Source organism: Streptomyces sp. NPDC055749 (genome assembly GCF_053617235.1).
Genome location: NZ_JBSHFH010000010.1, coordinates 55,939 through 74,268, shown reverse-complemented (window position 1 = coordinate 74,268; position 18,330 = coordinate 55,939). Strand labels below are relative to the sequence as shown.

Annotated in this window: 16 protein-coding genes; 12 read left to right on the top strand and 4 right to left on the bottom strand. The window is 70.0% G+C overall.

Annotation, left to right across the window (positions count from 1 at the left end; all coding sequences use genetic code 11):
• Positions 1-153: 153 nt before the first annotated feature.
• Entirely contained in the window at positions 154-2,313 is a 2,160-nt protein-coding gene (locus ACWGO0_RS10225) for a tetratricopeptide repeat protein (protein ID WP_453530909.1), read from the top strand.
• A 12-nt stretch (positions 2,314-2,325) separates the two neighbouring features.
• Here ACWGO0_RS10225 and ACWGO0_RS10220 read toward each other — a convergent pair whose 3' ends face one another.
• Positions 2,326-3,747 (bottom strand): hypothetical protein, encoded by a 1,422-nt coding sequence (locus tag ACWGO0_RS10220; protein ID WP_453530906.1) that lies wholly within the window; start codon positions 3,745-3,747, stop codon positions 2,326-2,328.
• Between the two features lie 621 nt (positions 3,748-4,368).
• On the opposite strand from ACWGO0_RS10220, the gene ACWGO0_RS10215 reads away from it, so the two are divergent.
• Positions 4,369-5,796 carry an acetamidase/formamidase family protein gene (locus ACWGO0_RS10215; RefSeq protein ID WP_453530903.1) on the top strand — a complete coding sequence of 476 codons (1,428 nt, stop codon included), beginning with the start codon at positions 4,369-4,371 and terminating at the stop codon, positions 5,794-5,796.
• 126 nt (positions 5,797-5,922) lie between these two features.
• On the opposite strand, the gene ACWGO0_RS10210 is transcribed toward ACWGO0_RS10215, so the two are convergent.
• Entirely contained in the window at positions 5,923-7,050 is a 1,128-nt protein-coding gene (locus ACWGO0_RS10210; protein ID WP_453530900.1) for an alkaline phosphatase PhoX, read from the bottom strand.
• Positions 7,051-7,391: 341 nt separating this feature from the next.
• Entirely contained in the window at positions 7,392-7,868 is a 477-nt protein-coding gene (locus ACWGO0_RS10205; protein WP_453530897.1) for a hypothetical protein, read from the bottom strand.
• A gap of 249 nt (positions 7,869-8,117) precedes the next feature.
• Here ACWGO0_RS10205 and ACWGO0_RS10200 point away from each other — a divergent pair, with 249 nt between their 5' ends.
• The 9 genes from ACWGO0_RS10200 (at position 8,118) to ACWGO0_RS10160 (ending at position 16,365) form a co-directional block, all read left to right on the top strand.
• Positions 8,118-9,167 carry an alpha/beta fold hydrolase gene (locus ACWGO0_RS10200; protein ID WP_453530894.1) on the top strand — a complete coding sequence of 350 codons (1,050 nt, stop codon included), beginning with the start codon at positions 8,118-8,120 and terminating at the stop codon, positions 9,165-9,167.
• A gap of 82 nt (positions 9,168-9,249) precedes the next feature.
• Positions 9,250-10,089, top strand: coding sequence for a maleylpyruvate isomerase family mycothiol-dependent enzyme (locus tag ACWGO0_RS10195; RefSeq protein WP_453530891.1), 840 nt, complete (start codon positions 9,250-9,252; stop codon positions 10,087-10,089).
• A 192-nt stretch (positions 10,090-10,281) separates the two neighbouring features.
• Entirely contained in the window at positions 10,282-11,112 is an 831-nt protein-coding gene (locus ACWGO0_RS10190; RefSeq protein WP_453530888.1) for an ABC transporter substrate-binding protein, read from the top strand.
• 50 nt (positions 11,113-11,162) lie between these two features.
• Positions 11,163-11,951 (top strand): amino acid ABC transporter permease, encoded by a 789-nt coding sequence (locus ACWGO0_RS10185; RefSeq protein ID WP_453531161.1) that lies wholly within the window; start codon positions 11,163-11,165, stop codon positions 11,949-11,951.
• Positions 11,952-11,958: 7 nt separating this feature from the next.
• The gene (locus tag ACWGO0_RS10180) at positions 11,959-12,720 is read left to right on the top strand and encodes an amino acid ABC transporter ATP-binding protein (protein ID WP_453530885.1); all 762 of its coding nucleotides are present in this window, start codon (positions 11,959-11,961) and stop codon (positions 12,718-12,720) included.
• 156 nt (positions 12,721-12,876) lie between these two features.
• A complete protein-coding gene (locus ACWGO0_RS10175) occupies positions 12,877-13,239 on the top strand; it encodes a 6-pyruvoyl trahydropterin synthase family protein (RefSeq protein ID WP_453530882.1) in 363 nt (120 codons plus the stop codon).
• A gap of 203 nt (positions 13,240-13,442) precedes the next feature.
• Positions 13,443-13,715, top strand: a complete 273-nt coding sequence (locus ACWGO0_RS10170; protein ID WP_453530879.1) for a malectin domain-containing carbohydrate-binding protein — start codon at positions 13,443-13,445, stop codon at positions 13,713-13,715.
• A gap of 113 nt (positions 13,716-13,828) precedes the next feature.
• Positions 13,829-15,142, top strand: coding sequence for a cytochrome P450 (locus ACWGO0_RS10165; protein ID WP_453530876.1), 1,314 nt, complete (start codon positions 13,829-13,831; stop codon positions 15,140-15,142).
• Positions 15,143-15,174: 32 nt separating this feature from the next.
• A complete protein-coding gene (locus ACWGO0_RS10160; RefSeq protein WP_453531158.1) occupies positions 15,175-16,365 on the top strand; it encodes a cytochrome P450 family protein in 1,191 nt (396 codons plus the stop codon).
• Between the two features lie 30 nt (positions 16,366-16,395).
• On the opposite strand, the gene ACWGO0_RS10155 is transcribed toward ACWGO0_RS10160, so the two are convergent.
• Positions 16,396-16,956, bottom strand: coding sequence for an SMI1/KNR4 family protein (locus ACWGO0_RS10155; protein WP_453531155.1), 561 nt, complete (start codon positions 16,954-16,956; stop codon positions 16,396-16,398).
• A gap of 357 nt (positions 16,957-17,313) precedes the next feature.
• On the opposite strand from ACWGO0_RS10155, the gene ACWGO0_RS10150 reads away from it, so the two are divergent.
• On the top strand, positions 17,314-18,327 hold the full coding sequence (locus ACWGO0_RS10150; protein ID WP_453530874.1) for a LacI family DNA-binding transcriptional regulator: 1,014 nt from the start codon (positions 17,314-17,316) through the stop codon (positions 18,325-18,327).
• Positions 18,328-18,330: the final 3 nt, after the last annotated feature.

The window sequence follows — 18,330 nt, the reverse complement described above, 5'->3', positions numbered from 1 at the left end:
CGGACATACAGGCCAGGTGCGACGGACATACAGGCCAGGAAGGCCGAGCCGCCCCGCGCCAACCCCGCCTGCCGCTAACGTTGATCCGCACGGTGACAGCGTCGGTGCCGGGGAGGGCGCATCGCGTGGAGCGCCGGGAACGGGGAGCGTCACATGCTGGAACCCTTGTCGCTGGCCGCCATCACGGCGGTGCTCGGCGCGGTCGGCTCGGGCATGGCCAACGAGGCCGGAAAATGGGCCTGGGAGTCGACCGGGGGCTTCGTCCGGAGAATCACGGGACGTGAGGTGCCCGCCCCGACCGGCCGGGGCGAGGTCGACGACGTGGCCCGCCTGATCCACGCACAGGTGTGCGGCGATCCCCGAATCGCGGCCTCCTGGGGCGCGTTCGCCGACCGGGTGAGCGCCGGAGGCGCCCCGGGTACCGGAACGGGACAGCCGCGCATGCCGGTCTCGATACGGTTCTTCACGGACCGCAAGGAGGGCATGAAACTCCTTCACCGGGAAGCGACCAGGCGTCCCGACGGCAGCCCCCGGATCGCCCTGGTGCACGGCCCCGACGGCATGGGCTCCAGCACCCTCGCCGTGCACTACGGCACAAGCCACGCCCCGGACTTCCCCGACGGACAGCTCTACGCCGACCTCATGGGCGACACCACGGCAGGACCCCGCGACGTGGGGACCGTACTGCGAGGGCTTCTGCGCCAACTGGGCTTCCGCGACGAGGAGATGCCGACCGCGACCGACCGCCTCGGCGAGTTCTTCCGCCGCTGCGTCGCGGACCGCAGACTCCTCGTGGTCCTCGACCACGCGCATTCGGCGGCCCAGATCCGGCCGCTCCTGACCTCGGCCCCCGCAGTGTTCACCATCGTGGTGGCCCGGCACCCGTTCCCCGGCCTCGACGCCGTACGCGTCCCCGTCGGCCCGCTCGCCGACAAGGACGCCGTGAGCCTGCTCACCGACCTCGCGGGCAAGCCCGCCGTCGCCGCGGCCCGTGCCACGCTGCCGTCCCTGCTGGCCCGGTGCGGCGGATCACCGTACGCCCTGCGCGCGGCGGTGCCCCGGCTCTCCGTACCGCAACTGCCGTCGCAGCGCACCACCGCAACGGAGCCGCCCGCCATGCCCGACAACGATCCCGTGCGCTCGGCGGCGGAGGACACCTACCGCTCGCTGGAACCGGCGGCGGCGAGGCTCTACCGCCTCATGGCGCTGCGGGAATGGCCGGCCTTCGACGCGACGGCAGCCGCGCACACCACGGGCGAGGACCGGGCGGAGTGCGCGACGCTGCTGGAGGACCTGGCCGACCGGATGCTGCTGGAGCGCCATACGGACGAGCGCCTCCAGGGCCGCTACCACTACCGCCCCGCCATCCGCGCACACGCCGAGGGCGCCGCCGCCCGCGAGGACGGCATCGCCGCCTGCTCGGCGGCACTCGCCCGGACGCTGCGCGGCTACGCCGAACTGGCAGCGTCCGCGGCCCACGGCGCGCTCCCGGAAAGCTGGCGCGTCCCCGCACCGGCCTCCTCCGCGCGCCATCAGCCCGGTTACGCGGACCGGGGCGAGGCCCTCGACGTACTGCTCGCGGAGTCCGGGAACCTCGTCCAGGCCGTGCGGTGCGCCGAGGAGTCCGGCGACCCGGACACCGTCGTACGCCTCTGCCGCTCCCTCTGGCCGCTCCAACTCAAGGCGGGCCAACACGAGATGCTCCTTCCCGCACTCCGCACCGGAGCCCGCATCGCCGACACGCACTGCCCCGGGACGACGAACGCGGGCGCCCTGCACGCACAACTGGCACACACACTCACCGAGTTGATGCGCTGGGACGAGGCGGAAGCCGAAGCGCTGGCGGCGGCGAGGGACGAGCAGTCGGCCGGGCATGTACGCGGCCACTCCTCGGCGGTCGAATTCCTGGGGCTGCTGCGCCTGCGCCAGTGGCGCCACCAGGAGGCGTACGACTGCTTCGACGAGGCCGGAGCCATCCTGGACGGACTGGATACGCATGACGACGGAGCCGCCGATCTCCCGCGCGCACGTGCCCTGTTGGAGCGTCACCGCGGGCGCGCCCTGCGTGGTCTCGGACGCCGCGACGAGGCCACGGAGACGCTCGGGAGGGCAGTCGAGGGCTTCCGGGCGCTCGGCGACACGTACAACACGGCCCGCGCGCTGACCGACCTCGCCGAGACGCGACTCGACGCGGGCGAGACGGATGCGTCGCTCCCCTTGATCGACGAGGCGATCACGACACTCACCGGCCTGCGAGCCGAGTACCACCTCTCCCATCTCCTGCGTATGCGCGAGCGCTGCACCACTCGTTGAGGCCCCGCCCCCTCACGTCACGCCGAGCGGAACCACCCGCACCCGTCGTGAGGGGCCGCCCCCGACCCGTACCCACAGCCCGTCGGCCACCACCTCGGCGACCGGACGCCCCGCAGCGAGCAGTGCGTGCAGGGCGGAGGCGGCGACGGCGGGGTCCGGCCCGTCGTCCCGCTCGGTCACCAGCCGCAGCAGCTCCCCGCCCCGCGCCCGAACGACGGCCTCACGCGGCCCGGTCACATACGCAGCCAGGGAACACCCCCGATGCCGCCCGAGCACCTCGGCCGTCCAGGCAGCCGGGTCACCGAAGCGCCGGTCGTCGGCCGCCCCGTACCGGAAGACGACCTCGGCCAGGTCGAGTTGGTCGACGTCTCGTGTGTCCTCGTGCACCGCGATATGCACCTCTGCATCCGCAATCGTCACCGGCGGGGGACCGGCCCACCGGCTGACGGCGACCTCACCGGAACCGGACGCGGTCAGCAGCGTGACCACGTGCAACGGAAGCGTCGGAGTCACCGACTCGCAGGCGGGCAGGGGGAGCGGGGTGAGCGAGGCCCTCCACTCCGGCTCCGGCGCATCCATCAGCGCATAGAACAGCGCCCGCAGCCGGGCAGCCGACTCGCCGGGCACGGAAGTGGTGAACTCGGCGGGCCCAGGGAGCGGCCGATGGCCGGCGATGAGCGCGTCGACTTGAGCCCGTAGAGCCGCGCCGGGGTCGAGGCGGGGTGCGTCCCGCATGAACGCGGAGATCGGGGCGTCGGGGTCGAGGGATTCCAGCGGCGCCGCCCCCAGGAGTACGGGAGTGCCGAGCGCTGCCGCGTAATAGGTGACGGAACCGTGGTCGCCGATCACGGCATCCGCCGCCAGCAGCGCCTGCCGCCACCCCGCCAGCGGATCGATCAGCATCAGCCCGCCGCGCCGCGCCCGGTCCAGCCAGGCGCGGATCTGGCCCGGGCCGTGCCCGTGCCAGATGTTGGGGTGCAGGATCGCGGCGAAGCGGTACTCGTCCACGGGGAACTCGGAGGTGAGGCGGGGCAGCAGCGCAGCCAGAGTGTCGTCCCCGCCGTCCCCGAATCCATCCCCGAACAAGGACTCAGGGCTCCAGGTCGAGTTCAGAACGACGAGCCGCTGATCCTGCCGCACACCGAGCGCCCGGCGGAACCGCTCGCGGTAGGGGCGGGCGGCCAGCATCCGGTCGAAGCACGGGTCCCCGGCGAGTACGGCGGTCGGTGCGGCCTCGGGGCATGCGGCGCGCAGCCGGTCGATCTGCTCGGGCTGGGAGAGGACGAGAGCGTCGGCGAGGGGCGCGCCGTCCACGAGCAGCCAGGGAGGGGACATCCCGAACACGGGCGCGGTCGGCGCCACGCCGACTTCCGGCTCCGACCCGGGCCCGGTGTCCGGTGTCCGGTGTCCGGTGTCCGGTGTCCGGTGTCGCAAGCCTCTTAGTGTATCCAACGCCGTGCGAGAGAACTGCCAACTTCCCGTAAAGCAGCTCCAGTTGGCCACCGAAGCTGGCCGCAACGGCGAGATTGACCGGCGTCTCGACGGCCTGCTCCCAGGGGAGGACGGGCACGCCGGTCTCGTGGAGCAGCTCCGTCAGCCCGGCCGCGAACGCCGAGGAGCCGGGCGAGGTCGCCAGGAGCTGCACACCGAGATCGTCGTCGAACAGCGGCAGCACATCGAGCAGCCGGGTCGCCGCGGTCACATTGTGTACGACGATCAGCACGCGCCTGCATGTGCCGCGGGTGGCCCACCGCGCCGCGTCGTCACCCACCGGCACCCGAACCCACCCGGCGCGCGCCTGCCCCATCAATGCCCTCCGTAGCTCAGCAATTCGCTCGACCCGCTCAACCTGCTCAACCCATGCAACTCGCCTGCCCCCCCGTGACCGGCCACGACAGTCAACCAGCGGGGGACCCTCCACAGGCAGCCGGGGCCAGGGCTTAACGGCGCAGACATCCATGAGTGATCGACCGGCAACGGACGGCGTCTACAAAACGTGGAGGTTCCTCTTCCACTTTCCTCGGGGGACCGCGTCGACGAGAAGAGGTTCAGACGGTGGCCGACAAAGCGCTGGAGCCGGGCGTTGTACACGAGCTGCTGGCCGACCGCTTGGGGCGGCGCGGTCTGCTGCGCGCCGCCGCGGTGGTGACCGCAGTGGGGGCGGGCGGCGCGGTGCCGCTCGCGCTGTCCGGTCCTGCCGCCGCGGCCGGCCGGGCGCCCGCCCCCGGGACCGGTGCCGGAAGGCAGCCGCTGGTGTCCTATCCGCGCCGGATACTCCAGCCGGGCAAGGGGCCGGTCCACGGAAAGCACTATCTGGCGCCTCGGCCCGAGAACGTCCGCTGGGGCTACGTTCCGTCGGTGGGCAGCAGGCCGGTGCTGCGGATGCGCTCGGGCGAGACGGTGACCGTCGACTCCCTGTCGCACGAGGGCCTGATGGAGGACCAGGGCCGCGACCCACTCACGTACTTCCGGTCGCAGGGAGTCGCCGAGTCGCAGGTCCTTCTCGACGCCGTCGCCATCGCCCGTGACTACGACCGCACCCCGCGCGACTTCGACCTCGACGGGCCGCATGTAGTGCTCGGACCCATCCATGTCGAGGGTGCGGAGCCGGGAGACGTTCTCAAGGTCGAACCGCTCTCGCTGCTGCCCAGGGTTCCGTACGGAGTCGTGTCCAGCCGGCACGGAAAGGGCGCGCTCGCCCGGAGGCCCGACGGTTCCGCGCCGGACGGCATCACGCTCGGTGAAGTCATGCCGCCGGTATCGACCGACGGCCGGGGGACCCGGGACCCCGAACGGTACGGAAACGTCTCGGTGTTCACCCCCGTCGAGCGCGGCGACGGGGGCGGTGCCCACGGTGTGCTGCCGCTCGGCCGTTCCGGCAAGGTCTCGTTCCCGCTCAATCCGCACATGGGCATGATGGGTGTCGCCTTCGCCGAAGCGGACGGTCTCACCTCGCCCACGCTCAACTCGATCCCGCCCACACTCGGCGGCGGAAACATCGATATAGCTCTGCTCGGCCAGGACTCGGCCTTCTATCTGCCGGTGTTCGCGGAGGGCGCTCTCTTCTACACGGGCGACCCGCATTTCGCGATGGGCAACGGTGAGGCCGCGCTGACCGCGGTCGAGGGATCACTGCGCACCACGTTCCGGCTCACCGTCTGCAAGCCGGGGTCGGGCGACGCTCCTTCGGTCGCTTTCCGCCACCCCTTCGGCGAGACCGACGACGCCTGGCTCCCGATCGGCCTCTCGGACCCGGACGGCGCGGCGGGTGGGGGACAGGTGAGCGATCTCGATTCGGCGATGCGCCGTGCGGTCGTCAACGCCCTCGACTTCCTCCAGGAGGACCTGGGCATGGAACGGGCTGTGGCGTACGCCTATCTGTCCGCGGCTGCCGACTTCGCCGTCACGCAGGTGGTGGACCGGACGCTCGGTGTCCATGGCGTCATCCGCAAAAGCCACTTCGGGCACGGGCACGGGCACTGACATCGTCCCTTGGCCGGACGACGACGATTCTGCGAGCCGGTGCGGGTGAAATCGGGGGCTCCCCGGCATTGTGACCGCCGGGGAGCCCTGCCATGCCGCGCGAGTGGGCCCGGCGGGGCGTTGTCGTCAGTGACGGAACGGTCCCCGCACCTCGTACGTGATGCCTCCCGAACCCGTCCGCTCGCCGCTCGTCCCGCGCTGCGAGGAGAAGTACAGCCGGGTGCCGTCCGGGGAGAAGGCCGGACCGGTGATCTCGGACTCGGACTGCCCGTCGATGCGCAGGACCGGGGCGACGGTGCCCTCCCTCGCGATGATGTTGATCTCCATGTTGCCGCCGTCCTCCGCGACGTACAGGTCTCCCGCGGTGGTGCCGGTGACGTTGTCGACGCCGTTGAGGGTGCCGTCGCCGTTGTAGACGGCCGTGATGGTCTGCGCGGCCGTGTCGTAGGCCCAGACCTTGCGGTCTCCCTTGGCGGTGAAGTAGCAGATGCCGTCCGCGTAGTGGCATCCTTCGCCGCCGTCGAAGTGGCGTGCGGCCGAGACCTGGTGGCGGGTCTGGGTGAGCAGGGCGGACGGGGAGGGCACGGGTCGCCACTCGATGCCGTCGCCGGTGGTCGTGCAGGCGACGTCGAGGCGGCCCCGGGACAGGTCGCCCCAGGCTGTCGGGGTGAAGCGGTAGAAGCAGCCGTCCTCCTCGTCCTCCGTGAGGTAGATGACCTGGTGGTCCGGGTCGCAGGCGGCTGCCTCGTGCTTGAAGCGGCCCATCACGGGACGCGAAACGGCGGAACTGCGACCATAGGGATCGGTCTCGAAGACGCGTCCGCGGTAGATCTCCTCGCAGGACAGCCAGGTACCCCAAGGGGTCGCCCCGCCCGCGCAGTTGAGGTTGGTCCCCGACAGGATGCGGTACGCGCGGTCGGTCGATCCGTCGGCATGGAACCGGATGGCGGACGCGCCGCCGATCAGGGGGAGTTCGGAGTTGGACACGTAGATCCAGCCGTCCCCGTCCGCGTAACAGGCACCGCCGTCGGGAGCCGAGTGCCAGATCGTGCCCCCGACGGGGTGCAGGGACCTGGCGACCACGCGGCTGGTGAAGCCTGCCGGGAGTGCGATTCCGTTGGCGTCCGGGGCCAGCAGTGCGCCGTACGGTCCCGTACCGCTGTCGGCGGACGCGGCATGCTGCCACAGCGTCCCGGAGAAGGCGACGGCGCCCGCTCCGGCGGTGACGGTGCGCAGGAAAGTGCGTCTCTGCATGGGCAACTCACTCCTGTCATCGGGTGGTGCGGCGCGTACGAGGGCTCGCCGCCGCGTACATCAAGCCCCGGCCGGAGGTCAGGGAGGTGGCGTCCGGCTGAAGAGCGATAGACATGTACATGTAACCCATGGTTACGGCCGGGTGTCCGAACCGTCCAGGGCCCGAAGGGAGGCCGCCGCCTTACGCCCCGGACCGGTGCACCACGACTGTGGAGGTCTACCTCGGCGCCCGGCACGGCATACGCGCCCTCGCCTACGCGCCCTCGCCTACGACAAACCCCAGCTTTCACCCCGCTGACGGTCCGGAACCCATGCCCGTACGGCTTCCCGTCCGCACCCGGTCAGGCCGCCATCGCGACGGACGCCTTGCCGAGCGCGACGTCACCGGCGGTCGTCGCCCGCTCGGCGAAGACAACGACCCGCAGCAGTGCGAACCGACCGACCCCCGCCAGCGCCGAAGCCGACAGATAGACGGTCTGCTCGACCATGGCCGACGGTTCCGGCCGCACGGCGTACAGACACAGCAGGGCCCCGGTGGTGAAGGCGTAGCTCACGGCCACGGTCAGCCCGGACTGAAGGTGGACACCCCAGCCGCGACGCCCGCTCCGGAAGGAAACCCGGCTGTGCAGTTCGGTCGCGATCAGCGTGGAGACGACGGTGACCATCGCATTGGCCACGGCCATGGGCATCCGGTCGTTGAGCAGGACGAGCACCCCGCTGGAGGCGAGCCCGACACCGCCACCGCACACCACGAAGCGCACGAAGGCCGCGAGAACCGGGTGGGCGGTGCGCGTCGGCGGGTGCGAGGGGGCGGTCACGGGGGTCCTCCGGAGGTGGGGTGAAGCGATGGTTCGATTGCACCCCAGAACCTACGGACCGGTCGTCAGCCGAGCGACCGGGTTTATCCCCGACTTCTCTGGGGGGATACCCCCATGCGCACATGGGGGTATCCCCTTGCCTCGCAAGCCTGCCGGTCCGGCGCCGCGCCCGAAACGCGTTCGAAATGCCGCGTGCGGCAGAGGTTTCTACGCTGGGGAGAAAACGGCGACACGACAGGAGGCGTTCCTGTGGCCGATGCCCCGGAACCGGGACCACACACGCCCCGCCCGGACCGCTTGCACGCGGTCGGCGACCCGGACGTACGCCTGAGCCACCACGTGGTGCACGGCTACCGTCGCGCGTACCGGATCGAGGGTGAGGGCCCCGCGATCCTCCTGATCCACGGCATCGGCGACTCCTCCGCGACCTGGGCGAACCTCATCCCGGAGCTGGCCCGGAACCACACGGTCATCGCCCCCGACCTCCTGGGCCACGGCGCCTCCGACAAGCCACGGGCCGACTACTCGGTGGCGGCCTACGCGAACGGCATGCGCGACCTGCTGGGAGTCCTGGGCATCGAACGCGCCACCCTGGTGGGTCACTCGCTCGGCGGTGGGGTGGCGATGCAGTTCGCCTACCAGTTCCCCGAGCGCACCGACCGCCTCATCCTCGTGAGCGCGGGCGGAGTGGGCGCCGAGGTCACCCCGGTCCTTAGGGCCGTCTCGCTTCCTGGCGCCGACCTGATGCTGTCCGCGCTGCGCCTGCCCGGCATGCGCGCCCAGGTGGGCCTCTTCACCCGCCTGATGAAACTGCTCGACACGGACCTCGGCCAGGACGCCGCCGAACTCGTCGACCTGGTGGACGCACTGCCCGACGCCACGTCCCGCAGAGCGTTCATCAGCACGCTGAGGGCGGTGGTGGACTGGCGCGGCCAGGCCGTCACGATGCTCGACCGCTGCTATCTGGCGGAGGGCATGCCCACGCTGCTGCTCTGGGGATCACGCGACAGCATCGTCCCGGTCGATCACGCCTACGGCGCGCATGCGGCGATGCCGGGCAGCCGCCTGGAAATCTTCGAAGGCGCGGGCCACTTCCCCTTCCACAGCGAGCCCGCCCGCTTCCTCGCCCTGGTCGAGGACTTCGTGCAGACCACCGCCCCGGCGGACTGGAGCCAGGAACGCTGGCGCGAACTGCTGCGCACCGGCCGGCCTGGGAGCGCGGTGGGAGACCCGGACGAGGCGTTTCACCGGGCGGTGGAGCGCGGTCTGCGGGAGTCGAGCGAGCGGAGTGCCACCTGAGGTCTTGTCGAAGTCCTCGTTGCCTGGTCTTGTGTATCCGTCTTGTGTACCGCGGGTAACGACCTTCGAGGACAGGTGCGGTGTGGAACCAGTGGCTGAGCAGTCCGGCCAGGACGTACGGGGCACTCTGCCCGAGGAACTCGCCGACGCGATACGCGACACCGCGGCGGACATCGCCGCGGTGCTCCGCGAGGCCACCGACATGGGCGCTCCCGTACCGGGCTCGGATTGGAACATCGGCGAGGCGGCGGCGCACCTGGCTCAGGCCAACGAGCTGATGGCCGACATCGCCGCAGGGCGCGAGCGCAGCCACGGCGACGGCACGCCGCAGAGCCTCGCGGGGGCGAACGAGCGCGCGCTCGCCGCGTTCGACGAGCGTGGGGCCGTTCCGCTGGCCGGGATGATCGTTGCGCAGGCTGACGCGTACATCGAGGCGATGGCGGTGGACCGCCGCGCGTCGGAGGGGACGGTGGCGACGCCGTTGGGCACGATGAGCGCCGAGGTGCTCGGTTCGTATCTGTTGGCGCACATGCTCGGACACGGTTACGACCTCGCCCGCGCACTGGGCCGTCCGCACATGATCGATCGTGCCCGGGTGGAGCTGACCCTGCCGTTCCTGATCGCCGCCATGCCCCGGGTGACCGATGCCGCTGCCACGGCCGGTCTGACCGCTCGCTACACGGTCCGCCTGTGGGGCGGCGAAGCCCACTTCGGCGTGACGTTCGCCGACGGAGCGGTAACGGTCACGCCACAGCCTCTGGACCGCCCGGACTGCACGATCCACATCGAACCGGTCACGTTCTTCCTGATGGCGCTGGGCCGCCGCAGTCTCTGGGCCGCCATGGCCTCGGGCCGCGTCCTCGCGTGGGGTCGCAAGCCCTGGCTCGCTCCCCGCTTCCCGGGGCTGTTCAGGGCGCCGTGAACTGGGTGGAGCGCTCGCGTCACCAGCAGACCGATGCGTCCGGACTGCGTGGGTGACAAGCGACGGAGTCAAGGTGAATGAGGCAGGGTGGACTTTCGCTCAGGGCTCCGACATTCTGTGCGGACTTTGATCGCGGCTCAGCGCCGATCCGCGAGTCCGCGAGTCCGTCCTTCGTGCGCAAGGGGAACTGCCATGAGCTCGTCCCGCCTGCCCTCCCGCCGGATCGCCGTGCTCTGCACGGCCGTTGCGCTTGCCCTTCCGCTCAGTGCCTGTAGCAGCAGCGATGACGGAGCGACCGTCAAGGGCGCGAAGTTGGTCAAGTCCGGCCAGATAACCACCTGTACGCATCTGCCGTATGCACCCTTCCAGTCCGAGAAGGACGGAGAGGTGGTCGGGTTCGATGTCTCGATGATCGATCTGGTCGCCGAGGATCTGGGCGTGAAGCAGGTCGTCGTGGACAAGTCGTTCGAGACGATCAAGACCGGTGCCGACCTCAACGCCAGTGTCTGTGACGTGGCTGCCGCCGGCATGACGATCACCGACGAACGCAAGGCGAATCTGGACTTCTCCGCCCCGTACTTCGACGCCACGCAGGCCCTGTTGGCCCGCAAGGGCGTCAAGGCGGCGACTGTCGAGGACATCACCGCGCAGAAGCTCAAGCTCGGATCCCAGTCCTCCACCACCGGCGAGGACTTCGCCAGGGAGCACGGCGCCGACCCGCAGTCCTTCGAGAGTTCGGACGCGGAGCTCAACGGGCTGCGTACCGGGCAGGTGGATGTCATCGTGCAGGACTACCCGGTCGTGCAGAACTGGCTCAAGGACCCTGCCAACTCAGCCAAGTTCGAGATCGTGGGCAATCTCGACACCGGTGAGCAGTACGGCTTCGCGGTCCGCAAGGACGGCAACCCCAAGCTTCTCGCGGCGATCGACAAGGCGATCAAGGACGCGAAGTCCGACGGCACGTACAAGAAGCTGTACGAGCAGTGGATCGGGCCGATGCCGAAGGGTGCAGACGCCCAGTGACCACCCTGATCAAAGGCAAGGACCGCGAAGAGGCGGCTGCGCGGCCCCGGATGTCGCCGCGCCGCCGACGCCGTATCTCCCGCGGGGTGCAGTACGCCGTCTTCGTGATCGCCGTGGTGGTCGTGGGTTCGCTGGCCGACTGGCAGCAGCTCCAGCAGCAGTTCCTGGACCCGTCGGTCGCCCGGCGGCTCTTTCCCGAACTCATCACGGTCGCACTGCTGAACACCCTGGTGTACACGCTGACCGGCTTCGGCGTCGGACTCGTACTGGGACTTGTCGTAGCCTTGATGCGGCTGTCGTCCGTCGCGCCGTACCGCTGGCTCGCGATGGCGTACATCGAGTTCTTCCGCGGCCTGCCCGCCCTGCTGATCTTCATCTTCGTCGGCGTGGGCGTGCCGCTCGCCTTCCCGGGGCTCGTCTTCCCCGGGGAGACGTACGGGCAGGTCGCCTGCGCCCTCGGTCTGGTCTCCGCCGCGTACATGGCGGAGACCATCCGGGCTGGCATCCAGGCGGTACCGCGCGGTCAGCTAGAGGCGGCGCGCACGCTGGGCATGTCGCACGCCACCGCGATGCGGTCGATCGTGATCCCCCAGGCATTCCGGATCATCGTGCCGCCGCTCACCAACGAAATGGTCCTGCTCTTCAAGGACTCCTCGCTGGTGCTGTTCCTGGGCGTCACCCTCCAACAGCGTGAACTCACCAAATTCGGACGTGACTTGGCCAGTACGACGGCCAATACCACGCCCATCTTCGTCGCGGGGCTGTGCTACCTCCTGATCACTGTCCCGCTCGGCTATCTCGTACGGCGCCTAGAGGCCCGTCATGCACAGGCAAGGTGATCACGGGATGGCGGACATCACCGCGGCGATCGAGGTCCGGGGGCTGCGCAAGTCGTTCGGCGACGTCGAAGTGCTGCGCGGCATCGACTTCACGGTCGCGCCCGGCGAGGTCGTATGCGTCGTCGGCCCCTCGGGGTCGGGGAAGTCGACCCTGCTTCGCTGTGTGAATCTGCTGGAGGAGCCGACCAGCGGCACGGTCACCGTCGGCGGTGTCGACATGACCGATCCGGACATCGATCTGGACGCGATGCGCCGACGGATCGGCATGGTCTTCCAGCAATTCAACCTCTTTCCTCATCTGAACGTCCTCGACAACCTGACGATCGCTCAGCGCCGGGTTCTCGGGGTAGACAAGGAGGAAGCCGGCCGCGTCGCCCGGGAGAACCTTGCCAAGGTCGGTCTGGCCGACCGCGAGGACAGCTTCCCCTCCCAGCTGTCGGGCGGACAGCAGCAGCGCGTGGCCATCGCCCGGGCCCTGTCGATGGGCCCCGGGCTGATGCTCTTCGACGAGCCGACCAGCGCGCTCGACCCCGAACTCGTGGGCGACGTCCTGGGGGTCATGCGCACCCTGGCCAACGAGGGCATGACGATGATGGTCGTCACCCACGAGATGGGCTTCGCCCGTGACGTGGCCGACCGTGTGGTCTTCATGGACGACGGCCGAGTGGTGGAGGAAGGCGCCCCGGAGGATGTGCTGGCCCGGCCCGAACACCCCCGCACCAAGGCCTTCCTCGCCCGGATCCTGCATCCGGACGCCGTGCAGCCATAGGTTCGAGAGGGGAAACGGTGGGGGCAGCGTGTCGGCGGTTTTCGTCGACCGTACGGAGAGCCGCCACGCGCTCACGCGCGTGGCGGAAGCCCTCGTGGAAGGCCGTAGCGGGGTTCTCGTCATCCCCGGAGAGGGGCGCGGGAGGCGGGAACGGCCATGTTCACCATCAGTAAGGAGTTCCACTTCTCCGCCAGCCACGTCCTGGACCGCCTGCCGGGCTTGCACCCATGCGCCCGGATGCACGGACACAACTACATCGTGGTGCTGGAACTGTCGGCGCCGGACGACTCCCGCACGGAGAACGGATTCGTACGCGACTTCCGGGAACTCTCCGTGTTCAAGAAGTGGATGGACGCCACGCTCGACCACCGGCACCTCAACGAGGCGATGGAGGGTGTCCCTCCGTCGGCCGAGAACCTCGCGAAGTGGATCTACGACACATGGTGTGAGGAACTGCCCGAACTCAGTGCGGTGAAGGTCTCGGAAACTCCGAAGACCTGGGCGGTCTACCAGCCCTGAGGCCCTTAACGCCCATGGCCGCAGCCGCGCGCACGCGGTGGCACGGTGTTTCGCTTGACGTTCTTGTGTCAATGGCACGGAGACGCCACCCCACCGCGTTGTCAGGCGGCGCAGGGTTCGCGACGATCTCGGCGGGCGGATGTGGCCGGGGACAGGACCTGTGAGCCCCCCCCGGCCAGGTCCGTACGTGCGGAACGGTGATCGTGACCGGCAGCTCGGAGGGCTCGGGGACGGCCGACCGGCCTTGCACGGCCGGTGGGTTCGGGTACGGCATCTACGAGGTGACCGTCAAGCTCGCTGAAATCCGCAAACTGGAGCCGGGTGAGCGGGTGTTCGACATCTACGCGGGAGAGAAGCCTCTCGCGGTGGGAATGGACGTGTCCGCCGCCGTCGGCAAGGAGACGGCGACCGGGCGCCGGTCGGGTCCGGGTCTCGCGGTCGACCCCGACCGTTCATGGCGCATTTGTGTGCAGTGAGGCAAGGATGTGGCCGCGATTGATGGACTTCGCTTCGCACAACATCCATATAGTGGGGCCGCGTTGATCGTATGATCGCGACGCGTGAAGCTTCCGCCACAGGAGTCAGGACGATGACGCACCCCTCATCCGCTGTGCCCTCGCCCGATTCCGTCACGGATGCCCGCTCCGGTGGTGGCTGTCCGGTGGGTTCAGGACCTGCCGCCGTTCCGCTCAGCGGTCCCGGGTTCCATACCGAGCCCCAGGCCCTCTACCGCACCATGCGCCGCGATCACGGGGCTGTCGTGCCCGTGGAGCTGGTCGGGGACGTCCCGGCCTGGCTGGTCATCGGGTACCGGGAGCTCCATCAGGTCACGAGCGACGGCGAGTTGTTCCCCCGGGACGTCGGGCTGTGGAACCAGTGGGGACGTCTGCCGGACGACTGGCCGCTGTTGCCGATGGTCGGGCGGCCCATGCCGTCCATCTACTTCACCGCGGGCGCCGAGCACCGGCGGCACGCCGAGATGGTGGGACCCGCGCTGGAGGGTGTGGAGCCGCACGAACTGCGCGGCCACTGCGAGCAGTTGGCCGACCGGCTGATCGACGACGTGTGCCGGCGCGGTACCGCCGATCTGATCGCCGAATTCGCCGAGCCGCTCCCCGTGCTCGTCCTCGCCCGCCTGGTCGGGTTTCCGGACGACGAGGGGCTGAGCATCGCGCAGGTGCTCAAGGAACTGGCCGACGGCGGGCCCGGCGCGCAGGAGGCCCACCTCCGGTTCGGGGAGCACATGCAGCGGCTGCTCGCCGCGCGGCGGGCCGATCCGGGGAACGACGTGACCTCACGGATGCTGGCCCATCCCGAGGCGTTCACCGACGAGGAGTACGTACTCGATCTGATGGCCATCACGGCCGCCGGACATCTCACCACCGCCGACTGGATCGGCAACTCCATGCGGCTGATGCTCACCGACGACGAGTTCGCCGAGGCGCTCGCCGGCGGTCGCCGCAGCGTCGCCGAGGCCATGAACGAGGTGCTCTGGGAGGACGGGCCCACCCAGATCCTCGCCGGGCGCTGGGCCGCCAGGGACACCCAGCTCGGCGGCCGTCCCATCCGCAAGGGGGACATGCTGCTCCTCGGGCTGGGGGCCGCCAACGCCGACCCGCACATGCGCCAGCGGATCTCCGGCACGGGCAGCATGTCGGGGCAGGGCGGCAACAGTGCGCACCTTGCCTTCAGTCATGGCGAGTACCGCTGCCCGTTCCCCGCGCAGGAGATCGCCGAGATCATCGCCCGTACCGGCATCGAGGTGCTGCTCGACCGCCTGCCGGACCTCGAACTCGCCGTGGCCGCCGAGGACCTCGTACGGCGGCCCTCTGCCTTTCTGCGCGGGATGACATCACTTCCCGTCCGCTTCACCCCCGTACGTCCGACAGGAGACTCGTTGTGAAGTGCCCCCATGCCGCCGTGGTCATCGACCCCATGGTGCAGGATCTCGACGGTGAGACGGAGCGGCTGCGCGAGGCCGGACCGCTGGCGCGGATCGAGCTGCTCGGCGTGCCGGCCTGGACCGTCACCCGCCACGCCGAGGCCCGCCAACTCCTTCTTGACACACGGCTGGTGAAGGACCTCGACGCCTGGGGGCTCTGGCAGAGCGGCGAGGTGACGCACGCCTGGCCGCTGATCGGCATGATCGACGCCGGGCGCTCCATGTTCACCGTGGACGGGGCTGAGCACCGGCGGCTGCGGACCAAGACCTCCCAGGCGCTCACCCCGCGCCGGCTGGAGGAGATGCGTCCGGACATCGAGCGGTTCACCGAGGAACTGCTCGACGAACTTGCCGCGCAGGGCAAGGACGGCGCCAAGGTCGACCTCAAGAGCGTGTTCGCCCAGCCCCTGCCGATGCGTGTCGTCGGGCTGCTGATGGGCGTGGACGAGAGCGAGCACGCCATGCTGACGCGGCGGTACAAGGCGTTCTTCTCCATGCTCACCCCGCAGGAGGAACGGCTCGCGCTGCTCGCCGAGCTGGACGTCTTCTACGCGCAGTTGGTACGGGAGAAGGCGGCCCGGCCCACGGACGATCTGACCACCGCGCTCATCCTCGCCGACGAGGGCGGCGAACCGCTCACCCAGGAAGAGGTGGTGGGCAACCTCAAGGCGATGGTCGCGGCCGGGCACGAGACGACCATCGGGCTGATCCTCAACGCCGTACGGGCGCTGCTCGCCCACCCCGAGCAGTTGCGGATGGTCCTGGCCGGTGAGGTCTCCTGGGAGGCCGTGATCGAGGAGACCCTGCGCTGGGACACCCCCACCACGCACCTGCTGATGCGCTTCGCCACGGAGGACATCGAGGTGGGCGACGACGTGATCGCGAAGGGGGAGGGAGTGGTCATCTCCTACCGCGCCATCGGCCGCGACACCGTGCAGCACGGCGCCGACGCCGATGCCTTCGACATCACCAGGACCGCGCCCATCCGCCACATGACGTTCGGGCACGGCCCGCACATCTGCCCCGGAGCCGCACTGTCCCGGGTGGAAGCGGGCATCGCGCTGCCCGCGCTGTTCGGGCGCTTCCCCGGGCTGCGGCTCGCGATCGACGACGACGAGATCCGCAAGCTGCCGGTGATGACGCAGAACGACATGGAGGCCTTCCCCGTCCTGCTGGAGAGCTGAGCGGGCCGCCGTGGTTCAGGGCACCGTGGTTCAGGGGGAGTCGAACCACGACTTGTTCGCGGCCCAGTGGCTCACCCACCCCGCGAAGCCGGGGGCGCTTGTACCGAAGCCGAACTCCGCTCCGAACGGCGCCGCCCCCTCGCCGGAGATGTTCCAGACATGCCCCCGGTGAGGTCCGGTCACGACGAGGTGCCAGTACATCCCGCAGCCGTCCGTGCCCAGCACGACCGAACCGTGGTCGAAGACCGGGTCCAGGAGCGGTTCGATCTCCTCCAGCGGTCTCGGATCGTCCTCCCACACCCAGGCCTCGGTCAGCGGGAAGGGCAGGTCCAGCCGGCGCTCGGGACGCTCGTCCCCCCAGTCGTCCGGCAGTTCGGCCAGCGCCACGAGGCCGAAGTCGGGAGGCCCGGCGTACGAGCCGTCGGTTATCTCCGCGACGAACGTGCGGTACGGCTCGGGCAGGACGACGCCGTGCTCGGCCTCGAAGGCCCGGACCGCCTCCTGCCCGAGCGCCGACGCGCCGTCGTCGTCCACGTCGAAGGCCGCGCGCAGGGCGGCGAGGTCATCCGGGGAAGCGTGCTCGGTATCCATGGGGATCATGGATACCACCCGCCTCCGACAGTCGCTCCGGGTTCCCGTCCGGGCGGTCCGGACCGCCGTTAGTCTGGCGTGTACGGCAGGTAGTCCGTGGGGCGCGGCAACCTTTTCGTCCTCGGCGGCGACTACTGACTGTCCCCGGCCGCGAGCCGGCCTGGCGGAGGTGTCGGGAGAGGCGGCGGGAGACATGATTGTCGAAGCGCTTCGATTGCTCTCTGGACAGGCTGTGCGGAGCGCTCTAGGCTCCAAGTATCTGTGCATGTCAGATGGTAAATGGGTTGCCGAGACTCTGCGTCGAAGCGCTTCGAAGAATCGTTATTCCGTCAATCGTCGTCCGTAATGGAGAGCTGCATGGTCACGCTTGCCGAGGTCGCCCAGCACGCCGGAGTCTCCGCGAGCACGGTGAGCTACGTCCTCAGCGGGAAGCGCTCCATCTCGGCCTCGACCCGTGAGCGGGTGGAGCAGAGCATCCAGCAGCTCGGCTACCACCCCAACGCGGGCGCCCGTGCCCTGGCCAGCAGCCGGTCCAACATCATCGCGCTGATGGTGCCCCTGCGCACCGACATGTATGTGCCGGTGATGATGGAGATCGCCATCGCCGTCGCCACCACCGCCCGCACGCACGGGTACGACGTCCTCCTCCTCACCGGGGAGGAAGGCCCAGCGGCCGTGCGGCGGATCGCGGGCAGTTCCCTCGCGGACGCCATGATCCTGATGGACGTGGAGCTCCAGGACGAGCGCCTGCCCCTGCTCAGGGAGACCGACCGGGCCGCCGTCCTCATCGGCCTGCCCGCCGTCACGGACGGGCTGACCTGCGTGGACCTCGACTTCGAGGCGACCGGCGCGCTCTGCGTGGAACACCTCGCCGGTCTCGGGCACCGCGAACTCGCGGTGATCGGGGAGGCCGCAGCGGTGTACGAACGGCACACCGGCTTCGCCGAGCGCACCGTGGACGGAGTGCGGGCCAAGGCCCGCGAGGAAGGCGTCCGGGTGCTGCACCGGCCGTGCGAGGGCGGCTACGCGGCGATGGCCGGCACGCTGGCCCGTATCTTCGACGAGCGGCCGGGCACCACCGGATTCATCGTGCAGAACGAGGCCGCCGTCGAGCCACTGCTCAACCTGCTCCAGCAGCAGGGTCGCGCCGTGCCCGAGGATGTCTCCGTCGTCGCGATCTGCCCCGACCAGGTGGCCTCCCAGGCATCCGTGCGGCTCACCTCGGTGGCCATTCCGGCCCAGGAGATGGGCCGCCGGGCGGTCGAGCAGGTCGTGGCCAAGCTCGCCGGTCGCGGGACGGACGAAGTCGAGCTGCTGACACCGGAATTGACGATCAGGGCCAGCACGGGACCGGCCCCCGCCGGAGCCTGAGCG

What these genes read in the sequence shown, in the direction of transcription:
- ACWGO0_RS10225 (WP_453530909.1), top strand. Translation starts at nt 154, where the DNA reads ATGCTGGAACCCTTGTCGCTGGCCGCCATCACGGCGGTGCTCGGCGCG.
- ACWGO0_RS10210 (WP_453530900.1), bottom strand. Translation starts at nt 7,050, where the DNA reads ATGCAGAGACGCACTTTCCTGCGCACCGTCACCGCCGGAGCGGGCGCC.
- ACWGO0_RS10190 (WP_453530888.1), top strand. Translation starts at nt 10,282, where the DNA reads ATGAGCTCGTCCCGCCTGCCCTCCCGCCGGATCGCCGTGCTCTGCACG.
- ACWGO0_RS10185 (WP_453531161.1), top strand. Translation starts at nt 11,163, where the DNA reads ATGTCGCCGCGCCGCCGACGCCGTATCTCCCGCGGGGTGCAGTACGCC.
- ACWGO0_RS10180 (WP_453530885.1), top strand. Translation starts at nt 11,959, where the DNA reads ATGGCGGACATCACCGCGGCGATCGAGGTCCGGGGGCTGCGCAAGTCG.
- ACWGO0_RS10175 (WP_453530882.1), top strand. Translation starts at nt 12,877, where the DNA reads ATGTTCACCATCAGTAAGGAGTTCCACTTCTCCGCCAGCCACGTCCTG.
- ACWGO0_RS10165 (WP_453530876.1), top strand. Translation starts at nt 13,829, where the DNA reads ATGACGCACCCCTCATCCGCTGTGCCCTCGCCCGATTCCGTCACGGAT.
- ACWGO0_RS10160 (WP_453531158.1), top strand. Translation starts at nt 15,175, where the DNA reads ATGGTGCAGGATCTCGACGGTGAGACGGAGCGGCTGCGCGAGGCCGGA.
- ACWGO0_RS10155 (WP_453531155.1), bottom strand. Translation starts at nt 16,956, where the DNA reads ATGGATACCGAGCACGCTTCCCCGGATGACCTCGCCGCCCTGCGCGCG.
- ACWGO0_RS10150 (WP_453530874.1), top strand. Translation starts at nt 17,314, where the DNA reads ATGGTCACGCTTGCCGAGGTCGCCCAGCACGCCGGAGTCTCCGCGAGC.